Below are 25,788 nucleotides of genomic sequence, written 5' to 3' on the forward strand. Positions count from 1 at the left end.
GAGGGTAGGGCCCGCGCGACGCCCTAGGTGTGGATGCCGCCGTCGCTGTAGATCAGCTGGCCGTTGACCCAGCCGCCGCGCTCGGAGCACAGGAACGTCACCAGTGCCGCCGCGTCGGCCGGCGTGCCGAGCCGGGCCAGCGGGCTCCGCTCGGCGGCCACCGTCCGCAGCTCGTCGGTCATCCAGCCGGTGTCGGTCGCACCCGGGTTCACCACGTTGGCGGTGACGCCGAGGTCCTCGAGCTCGCGGGCCGAGGCGAGGACGATCCGGTCCAGCGCGCCCTTGCTCGCCCCGTAGGGCAGGTTGCCGGCGGTGTGGTCGCTGGTCAGCGCCACGATCCGGCCGCGGCCGAACGGGCCGGAGTACTGGCCGGCGAACTCGCGGATCAGCAGCCACGAGGCCCGCGCGTTGACCGCCATGTGCAGGTCGAAGCTCTCGACGGTCGTCGAGCGGAGATCGGAGTCGACCGACTCGCAGTGCGAGAGCACCAGCGCGGTCACCGGTCCCAGAGTCGCGTTCACCATCGCGAAGACGGCGGCCGGGGCCGTGACGTCGCCGAGGTCGGCGGCGATCGCCGCCGCCCGCCCGCCGACCGCCTGCACGGCGGCGGTGAGCTGCCCGACGCCCTCCGGCTCGCCGCCCCAGGGCATCCGCTCGTCGTAGGGCTGCCAGTAGGTGAGGGCGACGTCCCAGCCGTCCGCGGCGAGCGCCGTGGCGATCGCGCCGCCGATCCCCGCCGTGCGGCTGGCGCCGGTCACCAGGGCGACCGGCCGCCCGCCGTCAGGCGCCGACATAGCCGGCGAGGTGCTGCCCGGTGAGCGTCGACCGGCTCGCGACCAGGTCGGCCGGGGTGCCCTCGAAGACGACCCGGCCGCCGTCGTGGCCGGCACCCGGACCCAGGTCGAGGATCCAGTCGGCGTGCGCCATGACCGCCTGGTGGTGCTCGATCACCAGCACCGACTTGCCGGAGTCGACCAGCCGGTCCAGCAGGCCCAGCAGCTGCTCGACGTCGGCCAGGTGCAGCCCGGTCGTCGGCTCGTCGAGCACGTAGACGTCGCCCTTCTCCCCCATCTGCGCGGCGAGCTTGAGCCGCTGCCGCTCGCCACCGGACAGCGTGGTCAGCGGCTGGCCGAGGGAGAGGTAGCCGAGCCCGACGTCGACGAGCCGGTCGAGCACCTTGGTGGCCGCCGGGGTCGCCGCGTCCCCCGACGCGAAGAACTCCTGCGCCTCGGCGACCGGCATGGCCAGCACCTCGGCGATGTTCCGGCCGCCGAGCGTGTACTCCAGCACCGCCGCCTGGAACCGCCGGCCCTCGCACTCCTCGCAGGTGGACTCGACGGTGGCCATGACCCCGAGCTCGGTGTAGATCACGCCGGCGCCGTTGCAGGCCGGGCAGGCGCCCTCGGAGTTCGAGCTGAACAGCGCGGGCTTGACGCCGTTAGCCTTCGCGAAGGCCTTGCGGATCGGCTCCAGCAGGCCGGTGTAGGTCGCCGGGTTGCTGCGCCGCGACCCCTTGATCGCCCCCTGGTCGATGGTGACGACGCCGTCCCGCGGGGAGACCGAGCCGTTGATCAGCGAACTCTTGCCCGAGCCGGCCACGCCGGTGACGACGACGAGCACGCCGAGCGGGATGTCGACGTCGACGTCCTGCAGGTTGTGCGTGCTCGCCCCGCGGATCTCGAGCGTCCCGTTCGGCGTGCGCACCGCGGGCTTCAGCTGCGCCCGGTCGTCCAGGTGCCGGCCGGTGATGGTGCCGCTCGCGCGCAGCCCGTCGACGCTGCCCTCGAACACCACCTCGCCGCCGCCGGAGCCGGCGAGCGGGCCGAGGTCGACGACGTGGTCGGCGAGGCCGATCATCTCCGGCTTGTGCTCGACGACGAGCACGGTGTTGCCCTTGTCCCGCAGCTGGCGCAGCAGGTCGTTCATCCGCTCGATGTCGTGCGGGTGCAGGCCGATCGAGGGCTCGTCGAAGACGTAGGTGACATCGGTGAGCGACGAGCCGAGGTGGCGGATCATCTTGGTCCGCTGTGCCTCACCGCCGGACAGCGTGCCCGCCGGCCGGTCGAGCGAGAGGTAGCCGAGCCCGATGTCGGAGAACGAGTCGAGCAGGTGCTGCAGCCCGGTGAGCAGCGGGGCCACCGACGGCTCCTCGAGGTCGCGCACCCAGTCGGCGAGGTCGCTGATCTGCATCGCGCAGAGGTCGGCGATGCTCTTGCCCTCGATCTTCGCCGAGCGCGCCTCCGCGGACAGGCGGGTGCCGTCGCAGTCGGGGCAGGTCTGGAAGGTGATGGCCCGCTCGACGAAGGCGCGGATGTGCGGCTGCATCGCCTCGACGTCCTTGGACAGCATCGACTTCTGGATCCGCGGGATCACCCCCTCGTACGTGAGGTTGACGCCCTCCACCTTGATCTTGGTGGGCTCCTTGTAGAGGAGGTCGGCCATCTCCTTCTTCGTGTACCGGCCGATCGGCTTGTCCAGGTCGAGGCCGATGCCGACGAACAGCCGCCCGTACCACCCGTCCATGCTGTAGCCGGGCACGGTGAGCCCGCCCTCGCGCAGGGACTTCGACTCGTCGTACAGCGCGGCGAGGTCGAAGTCGCTGACCGAGCCCATGCCCTCGCAGCGCGGGCACATGCCGCCCTGGTAGACGGCCTGGCGCACGACGTTCTTCTCGACCCGGCCGCCCTTCTCGGTGGTCATGACACCGCTGGCCCTGCGCGTCGGCACGTTGAACGCGAAGGCGGTCGGCGGGCCGATGTAGGGCTTGCCGACGCGGCTGAACAGGATGCGCAGCATCGCGTTGGCGTCGGTGGCGGTGCCGACGGTGGAGCGCGGGTTGGCGCCCATCCGCTCCTGGTCGACGATGATCGCCGTCGTCAGGCCCTCGAGGACGTCGACCTCCGGGCGGGCCAGCGACGGCATGAAGCCCTGCACGAAGGCGCTGTAGGTCTCGTTGATCAGCCGCTGCGACTCGGCGGCGATGGTGTCGAACACCAGCGAGCTCTTGCCGGAGCCCGAGACGCCGGTGAACACCGTCAGCCGCCGCTTCGGGATCTCGACGCTGACGTCCTTGAGGTTGTTCACCCGCGCGCCGAGCACGCGGATCAGGTCGTGGCTGTCGGCGAGGGGGGACGACGTCGTCTCCGTCGTCCTCCCCTTCGACACGGCCGTGCTCATCGGATCCCCATCTGTCGGACGGTCTGGCGGGTTCGCTGTCTACCTCATCAGCGACGTCCGACGAAACGGCGGAGGACGGTCAGGACCAGCGCGGCGGGCTGGAGTACCCGTGCGGGGGACCCTGCGCCGGCACCCACCGGAACCCCGGGCACGGGCAGGGATCGGCGCACGAGCCACCGCCCGTCCGGTGCTCCACGAAGCTGTGCCCGCAGCCGGGCTGCGCGCAGCGCACCGGCATCGCGTGGACCGGCTCGAACGGATTCACGGCGACTCCTCGCCTCAGCCGAAGACGGGCAGGGTCCGCTTCGCGGCGAGGGCGTCCATACCCGCCTGGATGGCCGACTCCACCTGCTCGTAGACCGACCGCACGTAGGCCTCGTCGCCGGCCCGGGCGGGGTCGTCGTCGACCTCGATCGGGTCGAGCAGCTCGGTGCGGATCTTGGCCGGGAGCGGCAGGTGCGCCGGCAGGACCTCGATGGCCAGCGGGAACGGGAGGCCGGCGACGATCGGCAGGTTGGCCCCGCGCAGCGTCTTCTTCAGACCTGTCACCTTGTCCAGCGCGTTCGCCAGCCACTTCCCCTCGGAGACCACGAAGACCGTGTCGTGGCCGCCGACGGTGGCCACCGGGACGATCGGCACCCCGGAGCGGATCGCCTGCTTCACGAACCCGGTGCGCCCGGCCAGGGTGGCCACGTCGCGCTTGCGCCACGAGCGCATCGCGTCGACCTCGCCGCCGGGCCAGACGACGACGTCGTCCCCCTGCGCCAGCGCCGCCCCGACGCTCTTCCGGTTGGCCGCGATGACGCCGACGGCGCGGAAGTAGTCACCCAGCCCCGGCGCGGCCATGAGCACGTCGTGCGCGGTGCCGTGCAGCAGCCGGCGGCCCTCGAAGTGCGTCCACCAGGCGTTGACCAGCGTCCAGGCGTCCATGGTGAGCGCGCCGCCGGAGTGCACCCCGACCACCAGGCACGGCCGGTCGGGCACCCGCTCCCAGCCGGTGACCTCGAGCCGGAACCAGTACTTGTTGAGCAGGTCGTAGACCGGCTGCTGGAGCCCGAGCAGGGTCCGGTTGGGCGGGGTCGGCTCCAGCGCGGCCGACACCCGCCACTCGATCAACCGCTTCAGGGGGTTCGTCTCTCCCACGCGGTGATCAACGGCGCGCGGGCCGAAAGGTCACGGGAGAGTAACGACGATCACCGCCCGATCGGCGTCATGTCCGGGTAGCGGTCGCCCACCGGCGGCGCGATGGCGCCCAGCCGGGACAGCTGGTCGTCGGTGAGCTGCAGGTCGGCCGCGGCGGCGTTCTCCTCCAGCCGGGCGACCCGCTTGGTGCCGGGGATGGGGACGATGTCGTCGCCCTGGGCGAGCAGCCAGGCGAGCGCGACCTGGCCCGGGGTCGCCCCCGCCTCGCGCGCGACCGTCTCGACCTCCTCGACGATGCGCAGGTTCTGCTGCAGCGCGTCGCCGGCGAAGCGCGGGTTCTGCCGGCGGAAGTCGGAGTCGTCCAGGTCGGACAGCGAGCGGATGCCGCCGGTCAGGAACCCGCGGCCCAGCGGCGAGTACGCGACGAAGCCGATGCCCAGCTCGCGCACCAGCGGCAGGATCTCCGCCTCGGGGTCACGCGTCCACAGCGAGTACTCGCTCTGCAGCGCGGTGATCGGGTGGACGGCCTGCGCCCGGCGGATCGTCTCGGCGCCCGCCTCGGACAGCCCGATGTGCCGGATCTTGCCCTCCTCGACGAGCTGCGCCAGCGCGCCGACGGTGTCCTCGATCGGGGTGCCGGGGTCGACCCGGTGCTGGTAGTAGAGGTCGATCACGTCGGTGCCGAGCCGCCGCAGCGAGCCCTCCAGCGCCGTCCGGATGTTGGCCGGGGTGCTGTCGTACTGCCGCACGCCCCCGTTGGGGTGCGAGATGTTGCCGAACTTGGTGGCCAGCACGACCTCGTCGCGGCGGCCGGCGATCGCCCGGCCGACCAGCTCCTCGTTGGTGTACGGGCCGTAGATCTCGGCGGTGTCGAGGAAGGTCAGGCCGAGGTCGAGTGCGCGGTGGATGGTGCGGATCGACTCGGCGTCGTCCGCGCCCGCGCCGCTGTAGAAGGCCGACATCCCCATGCAGCCGAGGCCGAGCCGGGAGACGTCGAGAGAACCGAGGGAAACACTCCGCATGACCACAACCGTAGGCGCCTCCGCTTCGGTGTGCTCAGGGAGCGGCGGGCCGCGGCCCCTCCGGTCGCTCGACCAGCCAGCAGTGGATCTGCTCGTAGACCAGCGGGTGGTTGAGCAGGTCGAAGTGGGTGAGCCCGCCGATGCGGTGCACGTGGTCGGGCGGGAAGGCCAGCCGGTCGTCGTCCCCGGTGTCGCCGAGGGCGCTGCGCGGCGGCACCAGCAGGTCCCCCAGCAGATCGGCGACCGGCGCCGCCGGGTCGCGGGTCAGGGTCGCCAGGACGACGAAGTGCCGGGCGCCGTCCGAGAGCGGGACGTGCGTGTGCGCGGCGACGCCGGGCGCGTCGAGGTCGCGGCCGCTCCAGTCGGCCTCGACCAGCGTGCCGCGGCGGAGGTCCTTGATCCCGACGCTGCGCAGCGCGAGCAGCGCGGCCAGCGGCCGGGTCTCCGGCACGCGGGCCAGGACGCCGGCCAGCCGGTGCACGCCGCGCTCGAGCGGGGCGCCGAGGTGCGGCGTCCCGAGGGTGATCGTGTCGCGCACCAGCGCGGTCCACGGGTGGGCGTCCGCCGTTCCGCCGCCGGCCTGGTGCAGCGCGCTGCGCGCGACGAGCCCGCCCATCGAGTGCCCGATCAGGACGACGTCCTGCACCTCCTGCGGCCAGGCGGCGACCAGCCGCCCGAGCAGGTCGTCGAGCAGCCGCCCGTTGTCCGAGACGTGCAGGCCGGTGTTGTAGCGCAGGTGCACCGGGGTGAGGCCGAGGTCCTGCCGCAGCCGGGTGCCGTAGTCGGCGGACCGCTCGGCGCGGTAGCACCACGTCGCCTCGGTCTCGGTGAGCCCGTGCACGAAGACGGCGAGCCGGCCGGTCGCGCCGGGGAACGCGGCCCGCAGCGCCTCGGGCTCCGGCGGCACCGCGGTGCCCTCGACCCGGATGCCCAGAACCGTGGCGAGGGCGGGCGCGTCGCGCTCGACGACGTCGCCGTGCGCGCCGTTGAGGACGGCGAGCGCCACGCGGCCGGAGCGGTCGGCGTCCAGGTCACGGCCGTCGGCACCGAGCGCCGCGAGGATCCCGGCCACCCGCGCCCCGGCACCCAGGGCCAGGCGCACGCCGCCGTAGCTCAGGCCGGCGATCGCGTCGTGCACGAGCTTGACCGGCGCGGCCTTCGGGCCGATCGCGTCGAACGCCCGGTCGGCGATGCCGCGGTGCAGCTCGGCGACCCGGTTCGTGCTCCCCCGCAGGGTGATCCGGCCCAGCTCGCCGATCCCCCGCACCTCGTCGCCCCGCATGCGTCCATCACAACAGCTTCTCGAACCAGTGGTGCGCGTAGGCCTCGTCGTTGAAGGCGGGCACCTCGCGGTAGCCGGCCGACCGGTAGAGCCCGATCGCCTCGGTCAGCGTGCGGTTGGTCTCCAGGTGCAGCACCCGCACCCCGTGCTCGCGGGCACGGGCCTCCAGCTCGGTGAGCAGCCGCCGGCCGAGCCCCAGCCCGCGCGCCGACCGGGCCACCCACATCCGCTTGATCTCCGCCGGGGCGCCGCCGTGGAACCTCAGCGCGCCGCAGCCGACCGGCTCGCCGTGCAGCGTGGCGACCACGAGCAGCCCGGCGGGCGGGGTGAGGTCGGCGGCCCCGGCCGGGATGCTGCGGGCCGGGTCGAAGCCGGCGTCGAACCGCTCGTCGAGCTCGGCGGCGTAGGCGGCCAGCGCGGCCCGGGCCTCCGGCCGGCGCGGATCGGTCTCGGCCACCGTCACGGTCGAGGCGGTGAGCAGCCGCTCGACCTCGGCCATCGCCGCGGCCAGCCGCTCCCACTGCCCGGCGTCGAGCGGCGCGAGCAGCCCGGCGGCCAGCTCGTCGGAGCGCCGGTCGAGCTCGCTGCGCTCGGCCAGCCCGCGGGCGGTCAGCCGGGCGGTGCGCACCCGGCGGTCGGGCACCCCCGGCTCGACGACGACGAGCCCGTCGGCCTCCAGCGCCCGCAGCAGCCGGCTCAGGTAGCCGGAGTCGAGGTCGAGGCGGGCGCGCAGGGTCCGCACGTCCGCGCCGTCCGGGCCGATCTCCCACAGCACCCGTGCCTGGCCGATCGGCCGCGCGCGGGACAGGTAGGTCTCCTCCAGCACGCCGAGGCGCTGGGTGACGGTGCGGTTGAACCGGCGCACGTGGGCGACCGCGGTCGCGTCCATTCCCTGACCGTAGTCAGAGAACGCGGTCGGGGACAGCCGCTACCGGCCGGTAACCAGAGGCTCGTCGACTCGTTGGGCACGACATGCGCCGTCCTCGCCTGCTGTGCGCCGCCGTCGCCGTCGGCGCCGCCCTCGTCGTCGTGCCGACCGGGACCGCGCAGGCCGCGCCCGGCGACCCCGCGCCCGGCTCGCCGGAGTACCTGGCGCGCGACGCGCAGAACATCGCCGACGCCTACGGGCGGCAGACCGCTCCGGACGGGCAGCTGAACCCGGCCTACGGGCTGGCGAACGCGCAGGTGATCGGGCCGGTCTACGCCTCGCAGCTGCTCGCCCAGGCGGCGACGCCGACCCGCCCGGCGCTGAGCCCGGGCACGGCCGTGCCGGGCTGGAACAGCGGCAACCCGTACCGCGCCGGCTGGGACGGCACCCGCGGGGAGATCACCCCGGTCACGTTTCCCAACAGGTACGGCGCCCTGATCCGGGGCGACGTCTTCACCCCGCTGCCGGGCGCGTCCGACCCGTACACCGGCGAGCGGCTCACCGGCCCCTTCCCCGGCGTCGTCATCACCACCGGGTCGGTGCAGGGCAGCGAGCGGATGTACTGGTGGCTGGCCGAGGACCTCGCCGAGCGGGGCTACGTCGTCCTCACCTACGACGTGCAGGGCCAGGGGACCAGCGAGACGCTCCCCCACCAGGGATCGGTCGAGGACCTGCCCTACTGCGACCTCGCGGCCGCTCCCCTGGCCGGCGAGCAGACCTCGTGCCCGGGCGTGCCGTTCCAGCAGACGTCGAACTTCGTCTACGGCACCGAGGACGCGATCGACTTCTTCCTCTCCACGCCCGACGCGCCCTACGCCGACCCGTCGGCCGGCAGCGCCGCGGTCGACGCGTACAACCCGCAGTGGCAGCTGTTCGACCGCTCCCCGGACCCGGACACCGTGACGCCCGGCCGCACCACCCGGCTGGCGCTGGTCGGCCACTCCCTCGGCGCGCTCGCCGTCTCCTACGTGCAGGGCGTGGACGACCGGGTCGAGGCGGTCGTCGCGCTGGACAAGCTGTCGACGACCGCGGCGATCGGCGGTTCGCAGCCGTTCGACGCCCAGGGCCCGCTGCGGCCGGTCGTCCCTGGGCTCGGCGTGCAGTCCGAGTACGGGTTCACCGTCGCGCCCTACTACGCCAACTCCGGCCTGTTCGACCCGACCGCGGCGCCGACCTCACCCACCCAGGCGCCCGACCCCGCCCGCGAGGAGAAGACCGGCTACGACGGGTGGACGGCGGCCGGCGTCGACTCGATGGTGGTCGTGCCGCGGGCCTCGACGCACCTCGAGTACACCGACATCAGCTACGTGCTGCCGGCCTCGCGCTACGGCCAGGACGTCGCCGGCCACTACGCCCAGGCGTGGATCGACAAGTACGTCAAGCACGACCCGGCCGCCGACGACGCCCTGCTCGCGACGAGCTTCGACTACCTGGAGCCGACCCCGACCGGGTGGCACGGCGTGACCCTCGACCGCGACCAGCGGCTGTCGTTCTACTTCTGCTCCGGCTACGACATCGCCACCGCGTCCGGGCGTTCGACCGACGACGACCTGACCGGCGTCGGCTGCGGCTAGATCCCCTCAGGCATGGGAAGCGATACATGCGTTCGCGGGGCGGAAACGCACGTATCGCTTCCCATGCCTGGGTGAGTCAGACGATGGCGAGGGGGTCGAGCATCGAGCCGGTCGTGCCCTGGATCTTCAGCGGCAGCGCGACGAAGAGGAACTCGTAGACCTTCTCCCGCGCGATCTCCTCGAGGTAGACCGACTCGAACAGGTAGATGCCGTTCTCGATGAGCAAGAGGGTGTGCACCGGCTGCGGGTTGGCCGGGCTGCCGGGGTCGGGCGCGGGCTGCACCTCGTAGGTCTCGGTGTCGCTGCCGGTCGCCACCACGCCCTGTTCCAGCAGCCAGCGCGCGGCGGAGATGTCCGGACCGGCCGTCACGTGCCGGGCCAGCCCCTCCGGGTCCGGCCACTGGCTGAGGTAGCCCGACCGGATCAGGACGACGTCGCCCGCGCGGATCTCCACGCCCTGGTGCGCGGCGACCGCCTGCAGCTCGTCGGCGGTCACCGGCTCGTGCGCCGGCAGCGCCTCGATCCCGCGGTAACCGGGGACGTCGAGCAGCACGCCGCGGGTGACGAAGTGCGGGAGCTTGGCGCCGTCGCCGAACCTCGGCCCGCGGTCGCCGAGGTGCTCGCGGGTGTTGCCGCCGCCGTACCAGTGGTCGTCCTCGCCGATGGTCATGTGCGCCAGCGCGTCGACGTGCGCGCCGCTGTGCGCGGTGCCGCTGACCGTCTCGGCCATGTAGCCGAGGTTCACCTCGTTGCGCGGGCCCCACGGCTCGATGCCGTCGCCCCGCAGCCCGGCCGGCGTGCGGTACATCGTCACGTCGAACGGCGGGTGCGCGCCGAACAGCGGCATGCCGGTGAACCGGGGCAGCGCGAGGGAGAAGGTGCGGCCCTGCGTGGGCAGCGCGAGCGCCGCGAGCAGGTCCTCCGGCCGCTGCCGGGCGGCCGGGCCGCGCTCGGGGTCGACGGACATCGGGTCGACGGGGGTCACGTCGGTCATGGGGTCCTCTCTGGTGCGCGCAGCCAGTCGGCCGCGATGCGTTCTGCGGTGGTCTCGAGGAGCCCGCCGGCGCGCGCCATGCTGCGCGCCGGGTCGGGCTCCAGGTCGGTGAGCGGGTAGACGGCCTCGACCCCGTGCGCGCGCAGCCGCTCGGGGTCGACGGTGCAGCGCCCGGCGACGGCGACGACGCGGGTGCCGGCGCGGGCGGCGAGGGCGGCGGCGCCGAGCGGTCCCTTGCCGTGCAGGCTCTGCTCGTCCAGCGAGCCCTCGCCGACGACGACCAGGTCGGCGCCGGCGACCTCGCCGGCGAAGCCGCTGAGCTCCAGCAGCAGCTCGACGCCCGAGCGCAACTCCGCGCCCAGCAGCGCCGCCGCGCCGAAGCCGAGCCCGCCGGCGGCGCCCGCGCCCGGCAGGTCGCGCAGGTCGCGGCCGGTGGCGGCCGCGACCAGGTCGGCCCAGTGCCCGAGCGCACGGTCGAGCAGCGCGACCGTCTCCGGCCCGGCGCCCTTCTGCGGCCCGTAGACCGCCGCCGCACCCGACGGGCCGGTCAGCGGGTTGTCCACGTCGCAGGCGACGACGACCTCCGCCTCGGCGATCCGAGGGTCCAGGCCGGACAGGTCGAGCCGCTGCCCCTCGACGAGGCGCGCACCGAGCGCCATGGCCATCCAGCGGCCGCCGTCGGTGGTCGCGCTGCCGCCGATGCCGAGCACGATCCGGCGGGCACCGCGGTCGAGCGCGTCGCCGATCAGCTGGCCGACGCCCAGCGTCGTCGCCTCGCGGGCGGTGTCGTCGTCCGGACCGTGCGGGAGCAGCCCCAGACCGGCGGCGGCCGCCATCTCGAGAACGGCGGTGTCGCCCCGCAGCGCGTAGCGGGCGATCACCCGGCCGCCGAGCGGGCCGCGCACCTCGCGGGTGACCGCTTCGAAGCCGTGCGCCAGGACCATGTCGACGGTGCCCTCGCCGCCGTCGGCGATCGGGTGCTCGACCAGCCGCACGCCCGGCACGGCGCGCCGCAGGCCACGGCCGAGGGCGGCGACCGCCTCCGGGGCCGACAGCGAGCCCTTGAACTTGTCCGGGGCCAGGACGACGAGCGGCTCGGATCCCACGCTGCCCCCTCCTGGTTGCGTTCCCGGCGTGCGACGCTACTGTCGATTATCGAGAGAATCATCGTAGGGGGAGGCACACATGGCTCAGCAAGCCAAGGCGGCGATCATCACCTGCGCCCCGACGGGCGCGATCCACACGCCGACCATGTCCCCGGCGCTGCCGATCACGCCTGAGCAGATCGCCCAGGCGGCGCTCGGTGCCGCGGCCGCCGGTGCGGCGATCGTCCACCTCCACGTGCGCGACCCCCAGGACGGCCACCCGGTCCAGGACCCCGGCCTGTTCAAGGAGGTCCTGGCGATCGTCAAGGACTCCTCCGACGTGGTCATCAACCTGACCACCGGCGGCAGCCCGCACATGACCGTCGACGAGCGGATCGCCCCGGCCGTGCAGCTGGCCCCCGAGCTCGCCTCGCTGAACATGGGCTCGATGAACTTCGGCCTGTTCCCGATGCTCGACCGCTACCCGAGCTTCCGATACGACTGGGAGCGGGAGCGCCTGGCCGACAAGGACGTCGTCTTCAAGAACACCTACGCCGACATCGAGCGCATCCTGCAGCTCTGCGGCGACCAGGGCACCCGCTTCGAGTTCGAGTGCTACGACACCGCGCACCTGTACAACCTGGCCAACATGCTCGACCGCGGCCTGGTCCGCGCGCCGCTGTTCGTGCAGACCGTCTTCGGCCTGCTCGGCGGCACCGGCAACGACCTCGAAGACCTCGCCCACATGCGCCGGACCGCCGAGCGGCTGTTCGGCGACCAGTTCGAGTGGTCGGTGCTCGGCGCCGGCTCCGCGCAGATGCGGCTGGGCACGATCGCGCTGTCCCTCGGCGGCAACGCCCGCGTCGGTCTCGAGGACTCGCTCTGGGACGGGCCGGGGAAGCTGGCCGAGTCCAACGCCGCCCAGGTGGAGCGGATCACCGGCATCGCCCGGCTGCTGCACCGCGAGGTCGCCTCCCCCGAGGAGGCGCGTCGCCGGCTCGACCTGCGGGGCGCGCAGTGACCGAGGCCAGGGCGGACTTCGGCGGCGAGCTGCTCTCCGCGACGGTCAAGCGGCTGGTGCTCGACCGGATCGTCAGCGGCCACTACCCGCCGGGCGCGCGGATCGTGGAGTTCCAGCTCGCCAAGGAGCTGGGGGTGAGCCAGTCCCCGGTGCGCGAGGCGCTGCGCGAGCTCGCCGCCGTCGGGATCGTGACGATCCTGCCGCGGCGCGGCGCGCGGGTGCGGCTGCCCAGCGCCAAGGAGCTCGCCGACGTCAGCGTGGTCCGCGCCGAGGTGGACGGGCTCGCCGCCCGCCTGGCGGCCGGCCGCATGGGGGACGCCGCCCTCGACGAGCTCGAGGCGCTGGTCGAGGAGATGCTCGCGGCGCTGGCGCGGGGCGACTTCTCCGGCGTCACCGACGCCGACGTCCGCTTCCACGAACTGATCGCCGACACGTCGGAGAACCACGCCCTGGAACGGGCCTTCGACCAGCTCGCGCCGTTCGCCCGCACGTTCATCACGCTCACGCTGCCCGGCGTCGACGTGCACGACATCGTGCTGCAGCACCGGCCGATCCTGGCGGCCCTGCGGGCGCACGACGCCGACCGCGCCGCGGCCGCCGCCCGGGCCCACCAGCTGGCCGTCGCCGAGCTGCTGAGCACGCACCTCCCGGCCGCCCCCGAGGACGACGCCGCACCCTGAGCGACATCTCCTCGTCGATTATCGATAACTCTTGACGAGCCGAGCCGCCGGAACCTAGTTTCGATAATCGGTGAAGCGGCTCACACCCGGACCCACCCGCGAACCACCTGGAGATCCCGCACCGATGACCGACACCATGCAGGCGCTCGTGGTCCTCGAGCCGAACGTCCTCGAGATCCAGGAGAAGCCCGTTCCGGAGCCCGGCCCCGGAGAGGTGCTGGCGCGCGTCCGCTCGGTCGCGATCTGCGGCACCGACGCCCACCTGATCCGCGGCGACTACCCCGGCTTCTGGCCGCCGGCCTTCCCCTTCACCCCGGGCCACGAGTGGGCCGGCGACCTCGTCGCCCTCGGCCCCGGCACCGAGGCCCTCGGCTGGAAGGTCGGCGACCGCGTCGCCGGCACCAGCCACAACGCCTGCGGCGTCTGCCAGAAGTGCGTCGAGGGTCGCTACAACCTCTGCGAGAACTACGGCAAGCCCGGCCTGCACGCCCAGTACGGGCACAACGTGCAGGGCTGCGACGCCACCTACGTCGTCCACGGCGTGAAGTCCGTCTTCCGGCTGCCCGACTCGATCTCCTACGACGAGGGCGCGGTCATCGACCCGGCGAGCATCGCGCTGCACGTCGCCCGCCGCGGCAACATCCAGGCCGGTGACACCGTCGTCGTCACCGGGGCGGGCGCCATCGGCCTGCTGGCCGGCGACAGCGCGCGGATCTGCGGGGCGGCGCGGGTCGTCGTCGTCGGCCGCGGCTACCGGCTGGCGAAGGCCGCCGAGCTCGGCTTCGAGACCGTCGACACCACCGCCGGCGACCCGGTCGCCGCCGTCCGCGCGCTCACCGGCGGGCTCGGCGCCGACGTCGTCCTGGAGTGCGCCGGGGTGCCCGAGACCCTGACCTGGGGCATGGCCATGCTCCGGCGCGGTGGGCGCTGCGCCATGGTGGGCATCCCCACAGAGGACGTCGCGCTGCGCATCCAGCCGCTCGTGCTCGACGAGCTCGAGCTGGTCGGCTCCCGCGCCTCGGCCGGGGAGATGCGCCGGGTTCTCCCGTTCGTCGCCGACGGGCGGGTCCGGGTCTCCGAGCTGATCACCCACCGCTTCCCGCTCGTCGAGTTCGAGAAGGCACTCGCGACCTTCAACGACCGCGACAGCGGCGCGATGAAGATCATCGTCAACCCCTGAGAGAGGGACGGCACCGATGCCGAAGTACGTGCGGCCCGCCACCCGGGCCGAGGCCCTGGCGGCGCTGGCCGAGGGCGGCGCCGCGGCGCGGCCGCTGGTCGGCGGCACCGACCTGCTGGTCGGGCTGCGCCACCACACCGTGGAGCCGGACGTCCTCGTCGACCTCAAGGGCGTCACGGACCTGCCCGAACCGATCGTGGTCACCGACGACGCCGTGCGGATCGGCGCGACGTACACGCTCGGCGAGCTGGTCGCGCACCCGGTCGTGCAGGAGTCGTACCCGGCGCTGGTCGAGGCCGCGCTGACCGTCGGGTCGGTGGCCATCCGCAACCGGGCCAGCCTGATCGCGAACTCGTGCAACGCCTCGCCCGCCGCCGACACCGCGCCCCCGCTGCTGGTGCACGGCGCGAGCGTGACGATCGCGTCGGCCGACGGCGACCGGACCGCGACGCTGGACGAGTTCTTCCTCGGCCCGCGCCGGACCCTGTGCGGCCCCGGCGAGCTCGTCGTCCGGCTGGACCTGCCCCGCCCCGCGGCCGGGTCCGGCTCGGCGTTCCGCCGGCTCACCCGCCGCCGCGGGGTCGACCTCGCCACGGTGAGCGTCGCGGCCCTCGTCGACGCCGACGGCGCGATCGTGCTCGGCATGGGCGCGGTCGGCCCCCGGCCGCTGCTCACGCGGACCGGCCCGGTCGACCTCGCCGACGACGCCGCGCTCGACGCCGCGCTCGACGAGCTGCTGGCCCCCGCCACCCCGATCTCCGACGTCCGGGGCAGCCGCGAGTACCGGCTCGCGATGCTCCGCGTCCTCGCCAAGCGTGCGGTCCTCGCTGCGGCGGACCGCCGGACCCCCGAGGAGATGGCCTCATGACCACCGTCCCCACCGAGGACCTGCAGACGGTCACGCTGACCGTCAACGGCTCCGAGCGCACCGTCGCCGTCCCACCCCACCGCACGCTGCTCGACGGCCTGCGCGACGAGGTCGGCCTGCCGGGCACCAAGAGCTGCTGCGCCGAGGGCGAGTGCGGCGCGTGCACCGTGCTGCTCGACGGCAAGGCGGTGAACTCCTGCCTGGTCCTCTGCGTGGAGGCCGAGGGCCACGAGGTCACCACCGTCGAGGGTCTCTCGGACGGCGGCCTGACCGACCTGCAGGAGGAGTTCCTCAACGCCGGCGCCGTCCAGTGCGGCTTCTGCATCCCCGGCCAGGTGGTCTCCGCGGAGTACCTGCTGCGGACCAACCCCTCGCCCAGCGAGCCGGAGATCCGCGAGGCGCTGTCGGGCAACCTGTGCCGCTGCGCCGGCTACCAGCGCATCGTCCGCGCGGTGCAGGCGACCGCGGCGAGGAGGAACGGCCAGTGACGACCGCCCCGGAGCGCGCCATCGAGCAGCGCGACGAGCTCGGGCTGCCCGCGGACCCCTTCGGCAGCGGCCAGGTCGGCAAGCCGGTGCTGCGCTACGGCGGCGGCGACCGCGCCTCGGGGGCGCAGCGCTTCGTCGCCGACCTGGTGTTCCCCGGCGCGCTGCAGGTCGCGCTGGTGACGGTGCCGGTCGGCTGCGCGGACCTCCTCGGCATCGACACGACCGCCGCCCGCGCGATCCCCGGCGTGGTCGACGTCGTCACCCCGGCCGACCTGCCCTCGCCGATGCCGCGCTTCGGCGTCTCGCACGTCGACCGCCCGGTGCTGGCCGACGGCCGGGTCAACTACCACGGCGAGCCGGTCGCCGCCGTCCTCGCCGAGACGGCCGACGCCGCGCAGGCCGGCGCCCGCGCCGTCGTCGTCGACTACCGGGAGCTGCCCGGCGTCTACTCGCTCGACGCCGCGCTCGCCGACGGCGCGCACCTGGTGCAGGACCCGTCGATCCGCCCCGGCCACGCGCTGGCGGAGACCAACGTCCTCGAGGAGGCGCACTACACCTGGGGCGACGTCGAGGCCGAGCAGCAGCGGGCCGACGTGGTCGTCGAGAACACCTACACGTTCCCGATGGTCACGCACTTCCCGATCGAGCCGGGCGGCACCGTCGCCGTCCCGACCGACCAGGGCGGGCTGGACATCTACTCCCCCGTCCAGCACCCCTACCTGCTCCAGCGCACGATCGCCTCGGTCATCGGGCTGCCGCTCAACCAGGTGCGCGTCTTCGCGCCCGACCCCGGCGGCGGCTTCGGCGGCAAGCAGAACCCGAAGCTCGAGCCGCTGCTGGCCTTCCTGGCGCTGCGCACCCGGCGGACCTGCCGGATCGTGCTGTCGCTGGAGGAGACCTTCCAGAGCATGCGGCGGGCCGGCTGCCGCATCTCGGCCCGCACCGGGTTCACCAAGGACGGCGAGCTGACCTTCCACCTGGTGCAGGCCGACTTCCAGATCGGCGCCTACGCCGATGTCGCGCCGCGGGTCATGGGCAAGGGCAGCTACGTGGCGGCCGGGCCGTACCGCATCCCCGGGGTGCGCATCGACGCCCGGGCGGTGGTCACCAACACGACCCCGAGCACCGCGTTCCGCGGCTTCGGCAGCCCGCAGGTCGCCTGGGCGACCGAGTCGCAGCTGGACGCCGGCGCCCGCGAGCTGGGGCTGGACGGCCTCGAGATCCGGCGGCGCAACCTGGTCGCGAAGGGCGAGCCGTTCGTGCGCGGCGAGTCCGCGGCGGCCGCCGACGGCGAGTGGATCCAGAGCCTGGAGAAGGCCGCCGAGCTGATCGGCTGGGACACCCCGCTGCCCCCGGGCCGCGGCCGGGGCATCGCGGTGGGCATCAAGCCCGGCGCGACCTCGGGGCTCTCGCAGAGCCTCGTGCGGCTGCTCTGCGACGGCAGCGCGATCGTCTACGCCGGCACCTCGGACATGGGTCAGGGCGCCCGCACGCTGTGGCAGCAGATCGTCGCCGACGAGCTGGGCGCCGAGCTCGACCACGTCAGCGTGGTCAGCGGCGACACCGGCACCGTGCCCTTCGACCTGCAGACCTCGGCCAGCCGCTCGACGGTGTTCATGGGCTCGGCGGTGCTGGAGGCGTGCCAGGACGTCCGGCGCCGCGTGCTCGAGCTGTACGCCGAGTCGACCGGCATGGACCCGTCGGAGCTGGACGAGCGCCCCGGTGTCCTCGTCACGCCCGACGGCGAGATCTCGCTGCCCGAAGCGGCGCGGACGGCGCTCGGGTCGCTGCGCGGCGAGTTCATCGGCCAGGGCACGCGGCGGCTGCGCGGCAAGAGCAAGCACCCGCTCGGCGGCGACGCGGCGTTCTACGAGTTCAACGCCACCGCCATCGAGGTCGAGGTCGACCGCGAGACCGGCGAGCTGCTGCTCACCCGGCACGTGACCGTCAGCGACGTCGGCACCGAGCTCAACCCCCTGCAGGTGGTCTCGCAGGACGAGGGCGCCGCGATCATGGGCCTCGGGCACAGCCAGATGGAGCAGCTGCTGCTCGACGAGCACGGCCGCATCCGCAACCTCGGGGCGCTGGACTACCGGATCCCGACGTTCAAGGACGTCCCGGTCGAGCTGGTCTCCGCCGCCGTCGAGAACCACGACGGCCCGGGCCCCTACGGCTCGAAGGGGATCAGCGAGGGCGCGCTGCTGTGCACCGCCGGTGCTCTCGGCGCCGCCGTCACCGATGCCACCGGCGTCGTCATCAGGGACCTGCCGCTCACGCCCGAACGGGTGTGGACGGCGCTGCAGCACCAGCACTGACCCCGCACCGCACCGCCCTCACCGACCCGGTGAGGTCCTCTCCCCCTGCCCGCCTCAACGAGGAGGAACCATGTCGCGCAACCCCGTCGTCTGCCTCGCCGGCACCCTGGACACCAAGGGGACCGAGTACGCCTACGTCAAGGACGCCCTGATCGCCGCCGGCGTCGACGTCCTGATGGTCGACTGCGGCGTCCTCGGCGAGCCGTACTTCACCCCGGACATCCCCTCCTCCGAGGTCGCCGCCCGGGCCGGGATCTCGCTGTCCGACTTCTCGGCCGGGGTCGAGGGCGGCGCCGGGGGCCGGAACACGGCCATCCTGAAGATGAGCGACGGCCTGCGCCTGCTGCTCGCCGAGCTGTGCGAGGCCGGCAAGGTCGACGCGATCCTGGGCCTCGGCGGCACCGGCGGCACCGACCTGCTCAGCGGCGCGCTGAAGAACCTGCCGATCGGCGTGCCGAAGATGATCGTCAGCACGATGGCGTCGAACAACACCCGGCCCTACGTCGGGCACTCGGACATGATCATGATGAACGCGGTCACCGACATCGCCGGGCTGAACCGCATCTCCAAGCAGGTGCTCTCGAACGCCGCGCACGCCGCGGCCGGCATGGCCCGCAGCTACGAGCAGACCAAGTCGCAGGCCGAGGCGAGCAAGCCGCTCATCGCGATCTCGATGTTCGGCGTCACCACCCCCGGCGTCATGCGCATCCGCGAGCAGCTGGAGAGCAACGGCTTCGAGGTGGTGACCTTCCACGCCGTCGGCGAGGGCGCGGGCATGGAGGCGCTGATCGACGCCGGCGCCATCGACGGCCTCATCGACTACACGCTGCCGGAGATCATCAACCACTGGAACAAGGGCATCTTCGACCCGGGCGTGGAGCGCATGGAGGCCGCGATCCGCACCGGCATCCCGCAGGTCGTCGTCCCGGGCGCGGCCGAGTGCTTCAACTTCGGCGCCCGCGACACCGTGCCCGCGGAGTTCGACACCGACGAGCGCAACATCATCATCCACAACCCGAACATCACCTCGCTGCTGGCCACCCCGGACGAGCTGCGGCGGCTCGGCGAGTACATCGCCGACCACGTCAACCGGGCGACCGGGCCCAAGGCCGTGGCGCTGCCGCTCGACGGGCTGGACAACTACTTCAAGGAGGGCAGCCAGTGGCACGGCGTGGACGTCACGCCGCTCCTGGACGCCATCCGGTCGACCCTCGACGCGGGGATCGAGGTGGTCGAGATGGACAACAACATCAACGACCGCGAGTTCGCCGACGCCGTCTTCGAGCTGTTCCAGCAGCAGTGGGCGAAGAAGGACGAGCTCGCGGAGGCGGGAAGCGCGTCGTGACCCAGCGACTGTTCCTCCTCCGGCACAGCGAGGTGCCCGGCCACCGCGGCGACGTCGCCGTCACCGAGGCCGGGCTGCAGCTGGCCACCGACGTCGGCCGGCGGCTCGGCGAACGGGCGACCGGCGCGATCCGGGTGATCAGCGGGGAGACGCGGCGGACCCTCGAGACCGCCGCCGCGGTGGCCCGGGGCGCCCGGGAGGCCGGTGCCGAGGTGATCGAGGACGGCGTCGCGTTCGCGCTGCGCAACCCCGACCTCTACCTGGCCGGCGTCCGGGTGAACATGGTCAGCAGCGAGGCCGCGTTCGCCGAGCAGATCCCCGGCCTCACCGAGGCCGACGTCGCCAAGGTGACGTTCTTCAACGAGTGGCTGACGGTGCCCGACCGGGTCGGCTGGTGGGTCCGCCACCCCGACCCGCCGGGGGACGACGCCGCCGCGGTGGCGACCCGGATCCGCGCCTGGGCGGCCAGTTTCGCCGACCGGGAGGACGCGGCGGAGTTCACCGTGGCGATCACGCACTCCCCCGTGCTGCGCGCGGTCGCCGTCGACGCCACGGGCAGCGATCCCGGCGAGCCGGCGTGGCTCGCCGGCCTGGAGGCCGAGATCGACGCCGACCGCTCGGTCCGCCTGACGCTGCTGCCCGCCGCGCCATGATCTGCTGACCTGGAGAAGGACCCCGCTGCAGGGTTCCTGGCTCACGTCGCGGCGTGAGCCAGGAACCGCTGCGGTGAGCCAGGACGCGCTCAGAGGGAGCCGGTGCGGGCGCCCTGCCACAGGTCGACCCCGGTGGCGTCGACGGCGTGCCGGTCGATCTCGGCCAGCTCGTCGTCCGAGAAGTCCTGCCGCTGCAGCGCCCCGACGTTGTTCTCCAGCTGCTGGACGCTGCTCGCGCCGATGAGCACCGTCGTCACCCGCCGGTCGCGCAGCGCCCAGGCCAGCGCCATCTGCGCCAGCGACTGCCCGCGCCGCTGCGCCACCTCGTTCAGCGACCGCACCCGCCCGAGGGCCTCCTCGCTGAGCAGGTCGGTCGACAGCGACTTGTCCTGGCTGGCCCGCGAGCCCGCAGGGATGCCGTTCAGGTAGCGGTCGGTGAGCATGCCCTGCGCCAGCGGCGAGAAGGCGATGCAGCCGACGCCCTTGTCGGCCAGGACGTCGAGCAGCCCCTCGGTCTCGATCCAGCGGTTGAGCATCGAGTAGGACGGCTGGTGGATCAGCAGCGGCGTCCCGAGGTCGGCCAGGATGTCCACCGCCCGGCCGGTGTCCTCCGGCGAGTACGACGAGATGCCGGCGTAGAGCGCCTTGCCCGACCGGACGGCGGTGTCCAGCGCGCCCATCGTCTCCTCGAGCGGCGTCGTCGGGTCCGGCCGGTGCGAGTAGAAGATGTCGACGTAGTCCAGGCCCAGCCGCTTCAAGGACTGGTCCAGCGAGGCCAGCACGTACTTGCGCGAGCCGCCGCCCTGCCCATACGGACCGGGCCACATGTCCCAGCCGGCCTTGGTCGAGATGATCAGCTCGTCGCGGTAGGCGGCGAAGTCCTCCCGCAGGTGCCGGCCGAAGTTGAGCTCGGCGGAGCCGTAGGGCGGTCCGTAGTTGTTGGCCAGGTCGAAGTGCGTGACGCCCAGGTCGAAGGCCCGCCGGAGGATCGCCCGCTGCCGCTCGAACGGGACGTCGTCCCCGAAGTTGTGCCAGAGCCCGAGGCTGATCGCGGGCAGGTCGAGGCCGCTGTTCCCGCAGCGCCGGTAGGTCATCGAGTCGTAGCGGTCGTCGGCAGCGGAGTAGGCCATGCGCCCATCCTGCCGGGCCCACCGGAGCGGCCGCGCGGTGTGTTGACAGCCACACATCGAGAATCGATTATGTGTCAGAGCAATTGTCCGGGGCCCGCCCGGAACCGTTCAGGGAGGACCCCCCGTGCAGCGCGTGACGCCCCATGTCTTCACGTCCACCGAGATCCGTGGCTGCAACCCGAGCTACGTCGTGACCTCGGCCGGCGTGGTCGTCATCGACACCCCGCAGCTGCCGACCAAGGCCGTCGCGATGCGCGAGGAGGCCGAGCAGCAGGGTCCGATCCGGTTCGTGATCAACACCGAGCACCACGTCGACCACATCTTCGGCAACTACTGGTTCAAGGGCGCCGGCGAGGTCGTGCACCACCAGGGTGTCGCGGACAACTTCATGGTGCCGACGCCGGACCTCGACCCGTTCGCCTACGCGCTCGAGGCGATCCCCACCGACGACCCCGACGCGGCCGGCATCGTCCCCGACCGGGACACCTACTACGAGGACCCCAACCGCGGCGACCTCGTGTTCACCGGCGACCTGGAGATGAAGGTCGGCGAGAAGACCTTCCACCTGATCCACACGCCCGGGCACACCCCCGGCCAGGTCGCCGTCTACGTGCCCGACGAGCGGGTCGTGTTCACCGGCGACACCGTGTTCTCCGAGTGCCAGACCTGGCTCATGACGTCGGACATCGACCAGTGGGTCGGCGCGCTGGATGTCATCAACAGCCTCGACGTCGACACCGTCGTCCCCGGCCACGGGCCGGTGACCACCCCGGCGTACCTCGCCACCCAGCGGTCGGTGCTGCTCGAGTGGACCAGCGCGGTCGCCGAGGCCGTGGCCAAGGGCTGGTCGCGCGAGGAGACGATCGAGCGGGTCCACTTCCGCGACAAGTTCGGCCCGGTCGACGTCGGTCAGGGCTACATGATGGACCACATCCAGACGCTCAACGCGGCCTCGCTGTGGGACAAGTTCACCGCCAAGCGCGCCCCCGTCCGCTGACCTCTGGAGACATACGCACCATGGATGAACTGCAGCGCTTCACCCTCGCCGACCGCGTCGCCGTCGTGGCGGGCGGCTCCGGGGGCGTCGGCGTCCGCACCTGCGGCGCCCTCGCGGGCGTCGGCGCCAAGGTCGCCATCATCGGCCGTTCCCCGGAGCGGCTCGAGGAGGCCCGGCTGGCGGTCGAGAAGGCCGGCGGCGAGGCCCTCGTGATCGCCGGCGACATGGCCGACAAGGCGGCCGCGGACGGCGCCGTCCAGCAGACCCTCGACGCCTGGGGCCGGGTCGACATCCTGGTCAACGGCATCGGCGGCGGCGCCGGCACGGCGCTCTACCCGGCCGAGGAGTACCCGAAGCCGGAGTGGGACCGCATCCTCGACCTCAACCTGACGACGGCGCTGCTGGTCTCCCAGGCCGCCGCCCGGGCGATGATCGCCGGCGGCCGCGGCGGCTCGGTGCTCAACATCAGCTCGGTGCGCGGCCAGCTCGGCATCGACGCCGGCTACGCCGCCTACGTCGCCGCCAAGGGCGCGATGGACGCCCTCACCCGCCAGCACGCCACCGAGTGGGCCAAGCACGGCATCCGCGTCAACGCGATCTCGCCGACGTTCGTGCGCACCGAGCAGGCGGCGACGCTGCTCGCCCAGCCCGGCTTCTACGACAACCTGGTGGCCCGCATCCCGCTGCGCCGGATCGCCGACCCCGACGACCTGGTCGGCGCGCTGCTGTTCTTCTGCTCCGACGCCTCGTCGTTCGTCACCGGGCAGATCCTGACGCTGGACGGCGGCCTGACGGCCACGCAGTGAGCCACCCGGCGACCAGCGCGGTCGTCCGGTCACCGGGCGGGCCGTTCCTGCTGGAGCAGGTGTCGCTGTCGGGGCCACGGCCCGACGAGGTCCTCGTCGAGGTCGTGGCCTCCGGCATGTGCCACACCGACCTGCTCGTCCGCGACTCGCGGCCGGCCGTGCTGCCCGCGGTCGTCGGGCACGAGGGTGCCGGCGTCGTCCGGGAGGTCGGCAGCGAGGTCCGCGGGGTCGCCCCCGGGGACTCCGTTGTCCTGTCGTTCCCCTCCTGCGGCCGGTGCCCGCGCTGCCGCACCGGGCGGACGTCGTACTGCGACACGATCGCGACGCTGAAGTTCGCCTGCCGCCGGCCGGACGGCACGACGGCCACCACCGACGCCGACGGCCGCCCGGTGGGCGACCACTTCTTCGGGCAGTCGTCGTTCAGCACGCTGGCGGTCGTCAACGGCCGCAGCGTCGTGCCGATGCCGGACGACGTCGACCTGCGCATCGCCGCGCCGCTGGCCTGCGGCGTGCAGACCGGCGCGGGGACCGTGCTCGACGTCCTGCGCGTCGGGCCGGGCTCGTCGATCGCCGTCTTCGGCGCGGGCTCGGTCGGCCTGTGCGCGATCATGGCGGCGAGGCTGGCCGGGGCGACGACGATCGTCGCGGTCAACCGCCGCGCCTCACGGCTGCAGCTGGCCGCGGAGTTCGGCGCCACGCACCTGGTCTCCCCCGGTGACGTCGACCCGGTGGAGGCGATCCGGGAGGCCACCGGCGGTCGCGGCGTGGCATACGCCTTCGAGACGACGGGCAAGCCGGAGGTGCTCACCCAGGCGGTGCGCTCGCTGGACTCGCTGGGCACCTGCGCCTACGTCGGGACGGCGGCGCCGGGCGAGCTGGGCGGCATCCCGATGCTCGAGGCGATGACCAAGGGGCTGACCGTGCGCGGCGTCCTGCAGGGCGACAGCACGCCGGCGGTCACCATCCCGCGGCTGTGGGACCTGCACCGCCGCGGCCTGCTGCCGTTCGACCGGCTGATCACCCACTACCGCCTGGACGAGATCAACCAGGCGGCCGCCGACACCGAGACCGGCGACGTCGTCAAGCCCGTCCTCCTGATGTCCTGAGCGCGGGGGCATCTCCCCCGCGATCATGAAGTTCGGGGAGGAACACGCCGTTTCAGATCGGCGTGTTCCTCCCCGAACTTCATGATCACCCGAGGCCCGAGCCGCCTATGGACGGCGCAGCCGCAGCGCTATGAACGCGGGCTCGGTGCACAGCCGCTCGTAGGTCTCCGCGTCCACGGCGGCCAGCGCGGGGAGCGGACGCGGTTCGACGAGTCGCTCGAGCACGAAGCCGGGGGCGGTCAGCTCCTCGAGCAGGTCCTGCAGCGGCATCCGCCAGGCCGGCACGGCGAAGCGGCCGCTCGCCAGGGGCAGGTCGACGCGCTCGCGAGTGAAGTAGGAGCCACCGAGCCGGCGCCAGTCCGCCGTGGGGTGGTGCGTGGACACGACGAACCAGCCGCCGGGGCGCAGCACCCGCACCACCTCGGCGAGCAGCTGGGCCCGCGCGTCCACGTGGTGCAGCACCAGTGCCGCGACGACGCCGTCGAACGAGGCATCGGCGGCGAAGTCCAGCGGCTGCTCGAGGTCGTGGGGCAGCAGCTCGGCGTCCGCCCCAGGCGCCCACCGGCGTGCCGGAGCAGCCGCTCGGAGCCGTCGACCCCGACGACCCGCGCCCCCCTGCCGACCAGCTCGGCGGCCAGGTGGCCGGCGCCGCACCCCAGGTCGAGCACCCGCGGCCCGCGCACACCGCCGGCCAGCTCGAGCACCGCGGGCCGGTCGTAGGCGGCGTTGAACGCGCTGGTGCCCGCGTGCCCGGCGAACCACTCCGCGAGCTCGTTCTCGTACCCCGCCAGCGTGCCCACCGCCGTGATCACCTCGGGTGCAGCGGTGCCTCAGTCTCCCGGAGGCAGCGCCGGACCCGAGGTGATCACGCGCCTCAGTCGGGGGTGGGCAGCAGGACGTCGCGGACGACGGACTCCAGCTCCGCGGTCGCGGCGAGGAACTGCCGCAAGGTGCGGCGGGTGGCGCCGTACTGCTCGAACTCGCCGACCGCCATGCCGTCGGCGTCGTAGGCCCGGCGGAACTCGGGGAACTTCTCGTAGAGCGTGTCGAGCACGACCAGGTCGACCGGCTCGTCGATGCGCGCCACCGGCTCGATGCCCGACGCGTTCAGCCGCACCTGCCAGTCGAACGGCGGGGAGATGACGACGTCCCCACCGATGAACTGGCTCCAGTGCATGTGGTTGCGGAACGCCGCCGAGAGCAGCCGGGTGCGGAACCCGCGCTCGCCGAAGATCTCGTACGCCCTCTTGAACACCGCGACGCCGGCCCACTCGAGCACGCCGGGGTCGACGGTGATCACCTCGCGCTTGGCCACCGCCTTGAGGTGGTCGTCGAGGCGGCCGACCATGATCGTGCAGACCGGGCCCATCGCCGCGACGTCGAGCCCCTCGGCCTCGCGCCGCTGCAGCCCCCGCTCGATCGCCTCGGCCACCGCGACCGCCTGCGGCACGGTGAACGACACGGTGGCGTTGATGCTGACCCCGCGGTAGGTGGCCTCCTCCATGGCACGGATGCCGTTCTCGGTGGCCGGGATCTTCACGATGATGTTGGGCGCCAGGGCGTCGAACTCGACCGCCTGGGCGGCCAGCGCGTCGGCGTCGCGGTAGAGCCGCGGATCGGTCTGCACCGAGAGCCGGCCGTTGCGGCCGCGGTGCTCGGCGAAGGCGTCGCTGAGCAGCGCCGCGGCCTCGACCGAGAGCTCGCGCACCATCGCCCAGCCGATGTCGGACTCCGACGCGGTGGGGTGCTCGGCCGCGTACTCGCCGATGCGCTGCCGCCAGCGCGGCAGGTCGCTGCGCAGCGCGGCCAGCGCGATGACCGGGTTGCAGGTCGCCCCGACCGCGCCCCAGCCGATCGCCGCGGACAGCTCGCTCAGGGTGGCCGAGTCGTTCCACAGCACGGTGGGGGTCTCCTGCGCCATGCGCAGGAGGGGTGAGGCGGCGGTCGTCGCCAGGTCGGTCATGTCACTCCTCGGGAAACGAACTGTCGGCGCG

At 73.3% G+C, this 25,788-nt stretch carries 23 protein-coding genes and 1 pseudogene; 12 read left to right on the top strand and 12 right to left on the bottom strand.

Annotated elements, in window-relative coordinates; translation table 11 throughout:
* Positions 1 to 23: 23 nt before the first annotated feature.
* The 7 genes from GGQ55_RS01860 to GGQ55_RS01890 form a co-directional block, all read right to left on the bottom strand.
* Entirely contained in the window at positions 24 to 794 is a 771-nt protein-coding gene (locus GGQ55_RS01860) for an SDR family oxidoreductase (RefSeq protein WP_179714858.1), read from the bottom strand.
* The gene (locus GGQ55_RS01865; RefSeq protein ID WP_179714859.1) at positions 781 to 3,177 is read right to left on the bottom strand and encodes an ATP-binding cassette domain-containing protein; all 2,397 of its coding nucleotides are present in this window, start codon (positions 3,175 to 3,177) and stop codon (positions 781 to 783) included. The genes GGQ55_RS01860 and GGQ55_RS01865 overlap by 14 nt, the downstream gene beginning before the upstream one ends.
* 79 nt (positions 3,178 to 3,256) lie before the next feature.
* Entirely contained in the window at positions 3,257 to 3,442 is a 186-nt protein-coding gene (locus GGQ55_RS01870) for a hypothetical protein (RefSeq protein WP_179714860.1), read from the bottom strand.
* Between the two features lie 14 nt (positions 3,443 to 3,456).
* Positions 3,457 to 4,320, bottom strand: coding sequence for a lysophospholipid acyltransferase family protein (locus GGQ55_RS01875; protein WP_218859128.1), 864 nt, complete (start codon positions 4,318 to 4,320; stop codon positions 3,457 to 3,459).
* Positions 4,321 to 4,370: 50 nt separating this feature from the next.
* On the bottom strand, positions 4,371 to 5,342 hold the full coding sequence (locus tag GGQ55_RS01880) for an aldo/keto reductase (RefSeq protein WP_179714861.1): 972 nt from the start codon (positions 5,340 to 5,342) through the stop codon (positions 4,371 to 4,373).
* A gap of 34 nt (positions 5,343 to 5,376) precedes the next feature.
* Positions 5,377 to 6,624 carry a lipase family alpha/beta hydrolase gene (locus tag GGQ55_RS01885; protein ID WP_179714862.1) on the bottom strand — a complete coding sequence of 416 codons (1,248 nt, stop codon included), beginning with the start codon at positions 6,622 to 6,624 and terminating at the stop codon, positions 5,377 to 5,379.
* Positions 6,625 to 6,631: 7 nt separating this feature from the next.
* Positions 6,632 to 7,513 (bottom strand): bifunctional helix-turn-helix transcriptional regulator/GNAT family N-acetyltransferase, encoded by an 882-nt coding sequence (locus GGQ55_RS01890; protein ID WP_179714863.1) that lies wholly within the window; start codon positions 7,511 to 7,513, stop codon positions 6,632 to 6,634.
* Between the two features lie 83 nt (positions 7,514 to 7,596).
* Here GGQ55_RS01890 and GGQ55_RS01895 point away from each other — a divergent pair, with 83 nt between their 5' ends.
* Entirely contained in the window at positions 7,597 to 9,126 is a 1,530-nt protein-coding gene (locus GGQ55_RS01895) for an alpha/beta hydrolase (RefSeq protein WP_179714864.1), read from the top strand.
* Between the two features lie 76 nt (positions 9,127 to 9,202).
* Here GGQ55_RS01895 and GGQ55_RS01900 read toward each other — a convergent pair whose 3' ends face one another.
* Together GGQ55_RS01900 and GGQ55_RS01905 are read right to left on the bottom strand one after the other, a co-directional pair.
* Positions 9,203 to 10,120 (bottom strand): cyclase family protein, encoded by a 918-nt coding sequence (locus GGQ55_RS01900; RefSeq protein WP_179714865.1) that lies wholly within the window; start codon positions 10,118 to 10,120, stop codon positions 9,203 to 9,205.
* On the bottom strand, positions 10,117 to 11,226 hold the full coding sequence (locus tag GGQ55_RS01905) for a glycerate kinase (protein ID WP_366488543.1): 1,110 nt from the start codon (positions 11,224 to 11,226) through the stop codon (positions 10,117 to 10,119). Before GGQ55_RS01905 ends, GGQ55_RS01900 begins: the two co-directional genes overlap by 4 nt.
* Before the next feature lie 79 nt (positions 11,227 to 11,305).
* On the opposite strand from GGQ55_RS01905, the gene kce reads away from it, so the two are divergent.
* The 8 genes from kce to GGQ55_RS01945 all read left to right on the top strand — a co-directional run bounded on the left by kce (position 11,306) and on the right by GGQ55_RS01945 (position 19,755).
* On the top strand, positions 11,306 to 12,226 hold the full coding sequence (gene kce, locus GGQ55_RS01910; RefSeq protein ID WP_179714866.1) for a 3,5-dioxohexanoate:acetyl-CoA acetone transferase: 921 nt from the start codon (positions 11,306 to 11,308) through the stop codon (positions 12,224 to 12,226).
* Positions 12,223 to 12,906 carry a GntR family transcriptional regulator gene (locus tag GGQ55_RS01915; protein WP_179714867.1) on the top strand — a complete coding sequence of 228 codons (684 nt, stop codon included), beginning with the start codon at positions 12,223 to 12,225 and terminating at the stop codon, positions 12,904 to 12,906. The genes kce and GGQ55_RS01915 overlap by 4 nt, the downstream gene beginning before the upstream one ends.
* Before the next feature lie 124 nt (positions 12,907 to 13,030).
* Positions 13,031 to 14,086: a zinc-dependent alcohol dehydrogenase gene (locus GGQ55_RS01920; RefSeq protein WP_179714868.1), complete on the top strand. Its 1,056-nt coding sequence runs from the start codon at positions 13,031 to 13,033 to the stop codon at positions 14,084 to 14,086.
* A gap of 16 nt (positions 14,087 to 14,102) precedes the next feature.
* Positions 14,103 to 14,954: an FAD binding domain-containing protein gene (locus GGQ55_RS01925; protein ID WP_179714869.1), complete on the top strand. Its 852-nt coding sequence runs from the start codon at positions 14,103 to 14,105 to the stop codon at positions 14,952 to 14,954.
* A complete protein-coding gene (locus tag GGQ55_RS01930) occupies positions 14,951 to 15,442 on the top strand; it encodes a (2Fe-2S)-binding protein (RefSeq protein WP_179714870.1) in 492 nt (163 codons plus the stop codon). Before GGQ55_RS01925 ends, GGQ55_RS01930 begins: the two co-directional genes overlap by 4 nt.
* A complete protein-coding gene (locus GGQ55_RS01935) occupies positions 15,439 to 17,757 on the top strand; it encodes a xanthine dehydrogenase family protein molybdopterin-binding subunit (RefSeq protein ID WP_179714871.1) in 2,319 nt (772 codons plus the stop codon). The genes GGQ55_RS01930 and GGQ55_RS01935 overlap by 4 nt, the downstream gene beginning before the upstream one ends.
* A gap of 70 nt (positions 17,758 to 17,827) precedes the next feature.
* A complete protein-coding gene (locus GGQ55_RS01940; protein ID WP_179714872.1) occupies positions 17,828 to 19,102 on the top strand; it encodes a Tm-1-like ATP-binding domain-containing protein in 1,275 nt (424 codons plus the stop codon).
* A complete protein-coding gene (locus GGQ55_RS01945; protein WP_179714873.1) occupies positions 19,099 to 19,755 on the top strand; it encodes a histidine phosphatase family protein in 657 nt (218 codons plus the stop codon). The genes GGQ55_RS01940 and GGQ55_RS01945 overlap by 4 nt, the downstream gene beginning before the upstream one ends.
* Before the next feature lie 89 nt (positions 19,756 to 19,844).
* Here the strand turns inward: GGQ55_RS01945 and mgrA are convergent, their stop codons facing one another.
* Positions 19,845 to 20,885 (bottom strand): L-glyceraldehyde 3-phosphate reductase, encoded by a 1,041-nt coding sequence (gene mgrA / locus GGQ55_RS01950; RefSeq protein WP_179714874.1) that lies wholly within the window; start codon positions 20,883 to 20,885, stop codon positions 19,845 to 19,847.
* Between the two features lie 133 nt (positions 20,886 to 21,018).
* Between mgrA and GGQ55_RS01955 the strand changes: the two genes are divergently transcribed.
* From GGQ55_RS01955 to GGQ55_RS01965, 3 genes are read left to right on the top strand one after another with little or no spacing between them, the layout of a single operon-like run.
* The gene (locus GGQ55_RS01955; RefSeq protein ID WP_366488546.1) at positions 21,019 to 21,882 is read left to right on the top strand and encodes an MBL fold metallo-hydrolase; all 864 of its coding nucleotides are present in this window, start codon (positions 21,019 to 21,021) and stop codon (positions 21,880 to 21,882) included.
* 20 nt (positions 21,883 to 21,902) lie between these two features.
* The gene (locus GGQ55_RS01960) at positions 21,903 to 22,688 is read left to right on the top strand and encodes an SDR family NAD(P)-dependent oxidoreductase (RefSeq protein WP_179714876.1); all 786 of its coding nucleotides are present in this window, start codon (positions 21,903 to 21,905) and stop codon (positions 22,686 to 22,688) included.
* A complete protein-coding gene (locus GGQ55_RS01965; RefSeq protein WP_179714877.1) occupies positions 22,685 to 23,794 on the top strand; it encodes an NAD(P)-dependent alcohol dehydrogenase in 1,110 nt (369 codons plus the stop codon). Before GGQ55_RS01960 ends, GGQ55_RS01965 begins: the two co-directional genes overlap by 4 nt.
* A gap of 105 nt (positions 23,795 to 23,899) precedes the next feature.
* Here GGQ55_RS01965 and GGQ55_RS26645 read toward each other — a convergent pair.
* Positions 23,900 to 24,556 (bottom strand): annotated as a pseudogene (locus tag GGQ55_RS26645) (class I SAM-dependent methyltransferase); the annotation flags it as partial.
* A gap of 112 nt (positions 24,557 to 24,668) precedes the next feature.
* Positions 24,669 to 25,757 (bottom strand): transaldolase family protein, encoded by a 1,089-nt coding sequence (locus GGQ55_RS01980; protein WP_179714880.1) that lies wholly within the window; start codon positions 25,755 to 25,757, stop codon positions 24,669 to 24,671.
* Between the last annotated feature and the right edge of the window lie 31 nt (positions 25,758 to 25,788).

This window comes from Petropleomorpha daqingensis, from assembly GCF_013408985.1.
Lineage (GTDB): Bacteria > Actinomycetota > Actinomycetes > Mycobacteriales > Geodermatophilaceae > Petropleomorpha > Petropleomorpha daqingensis.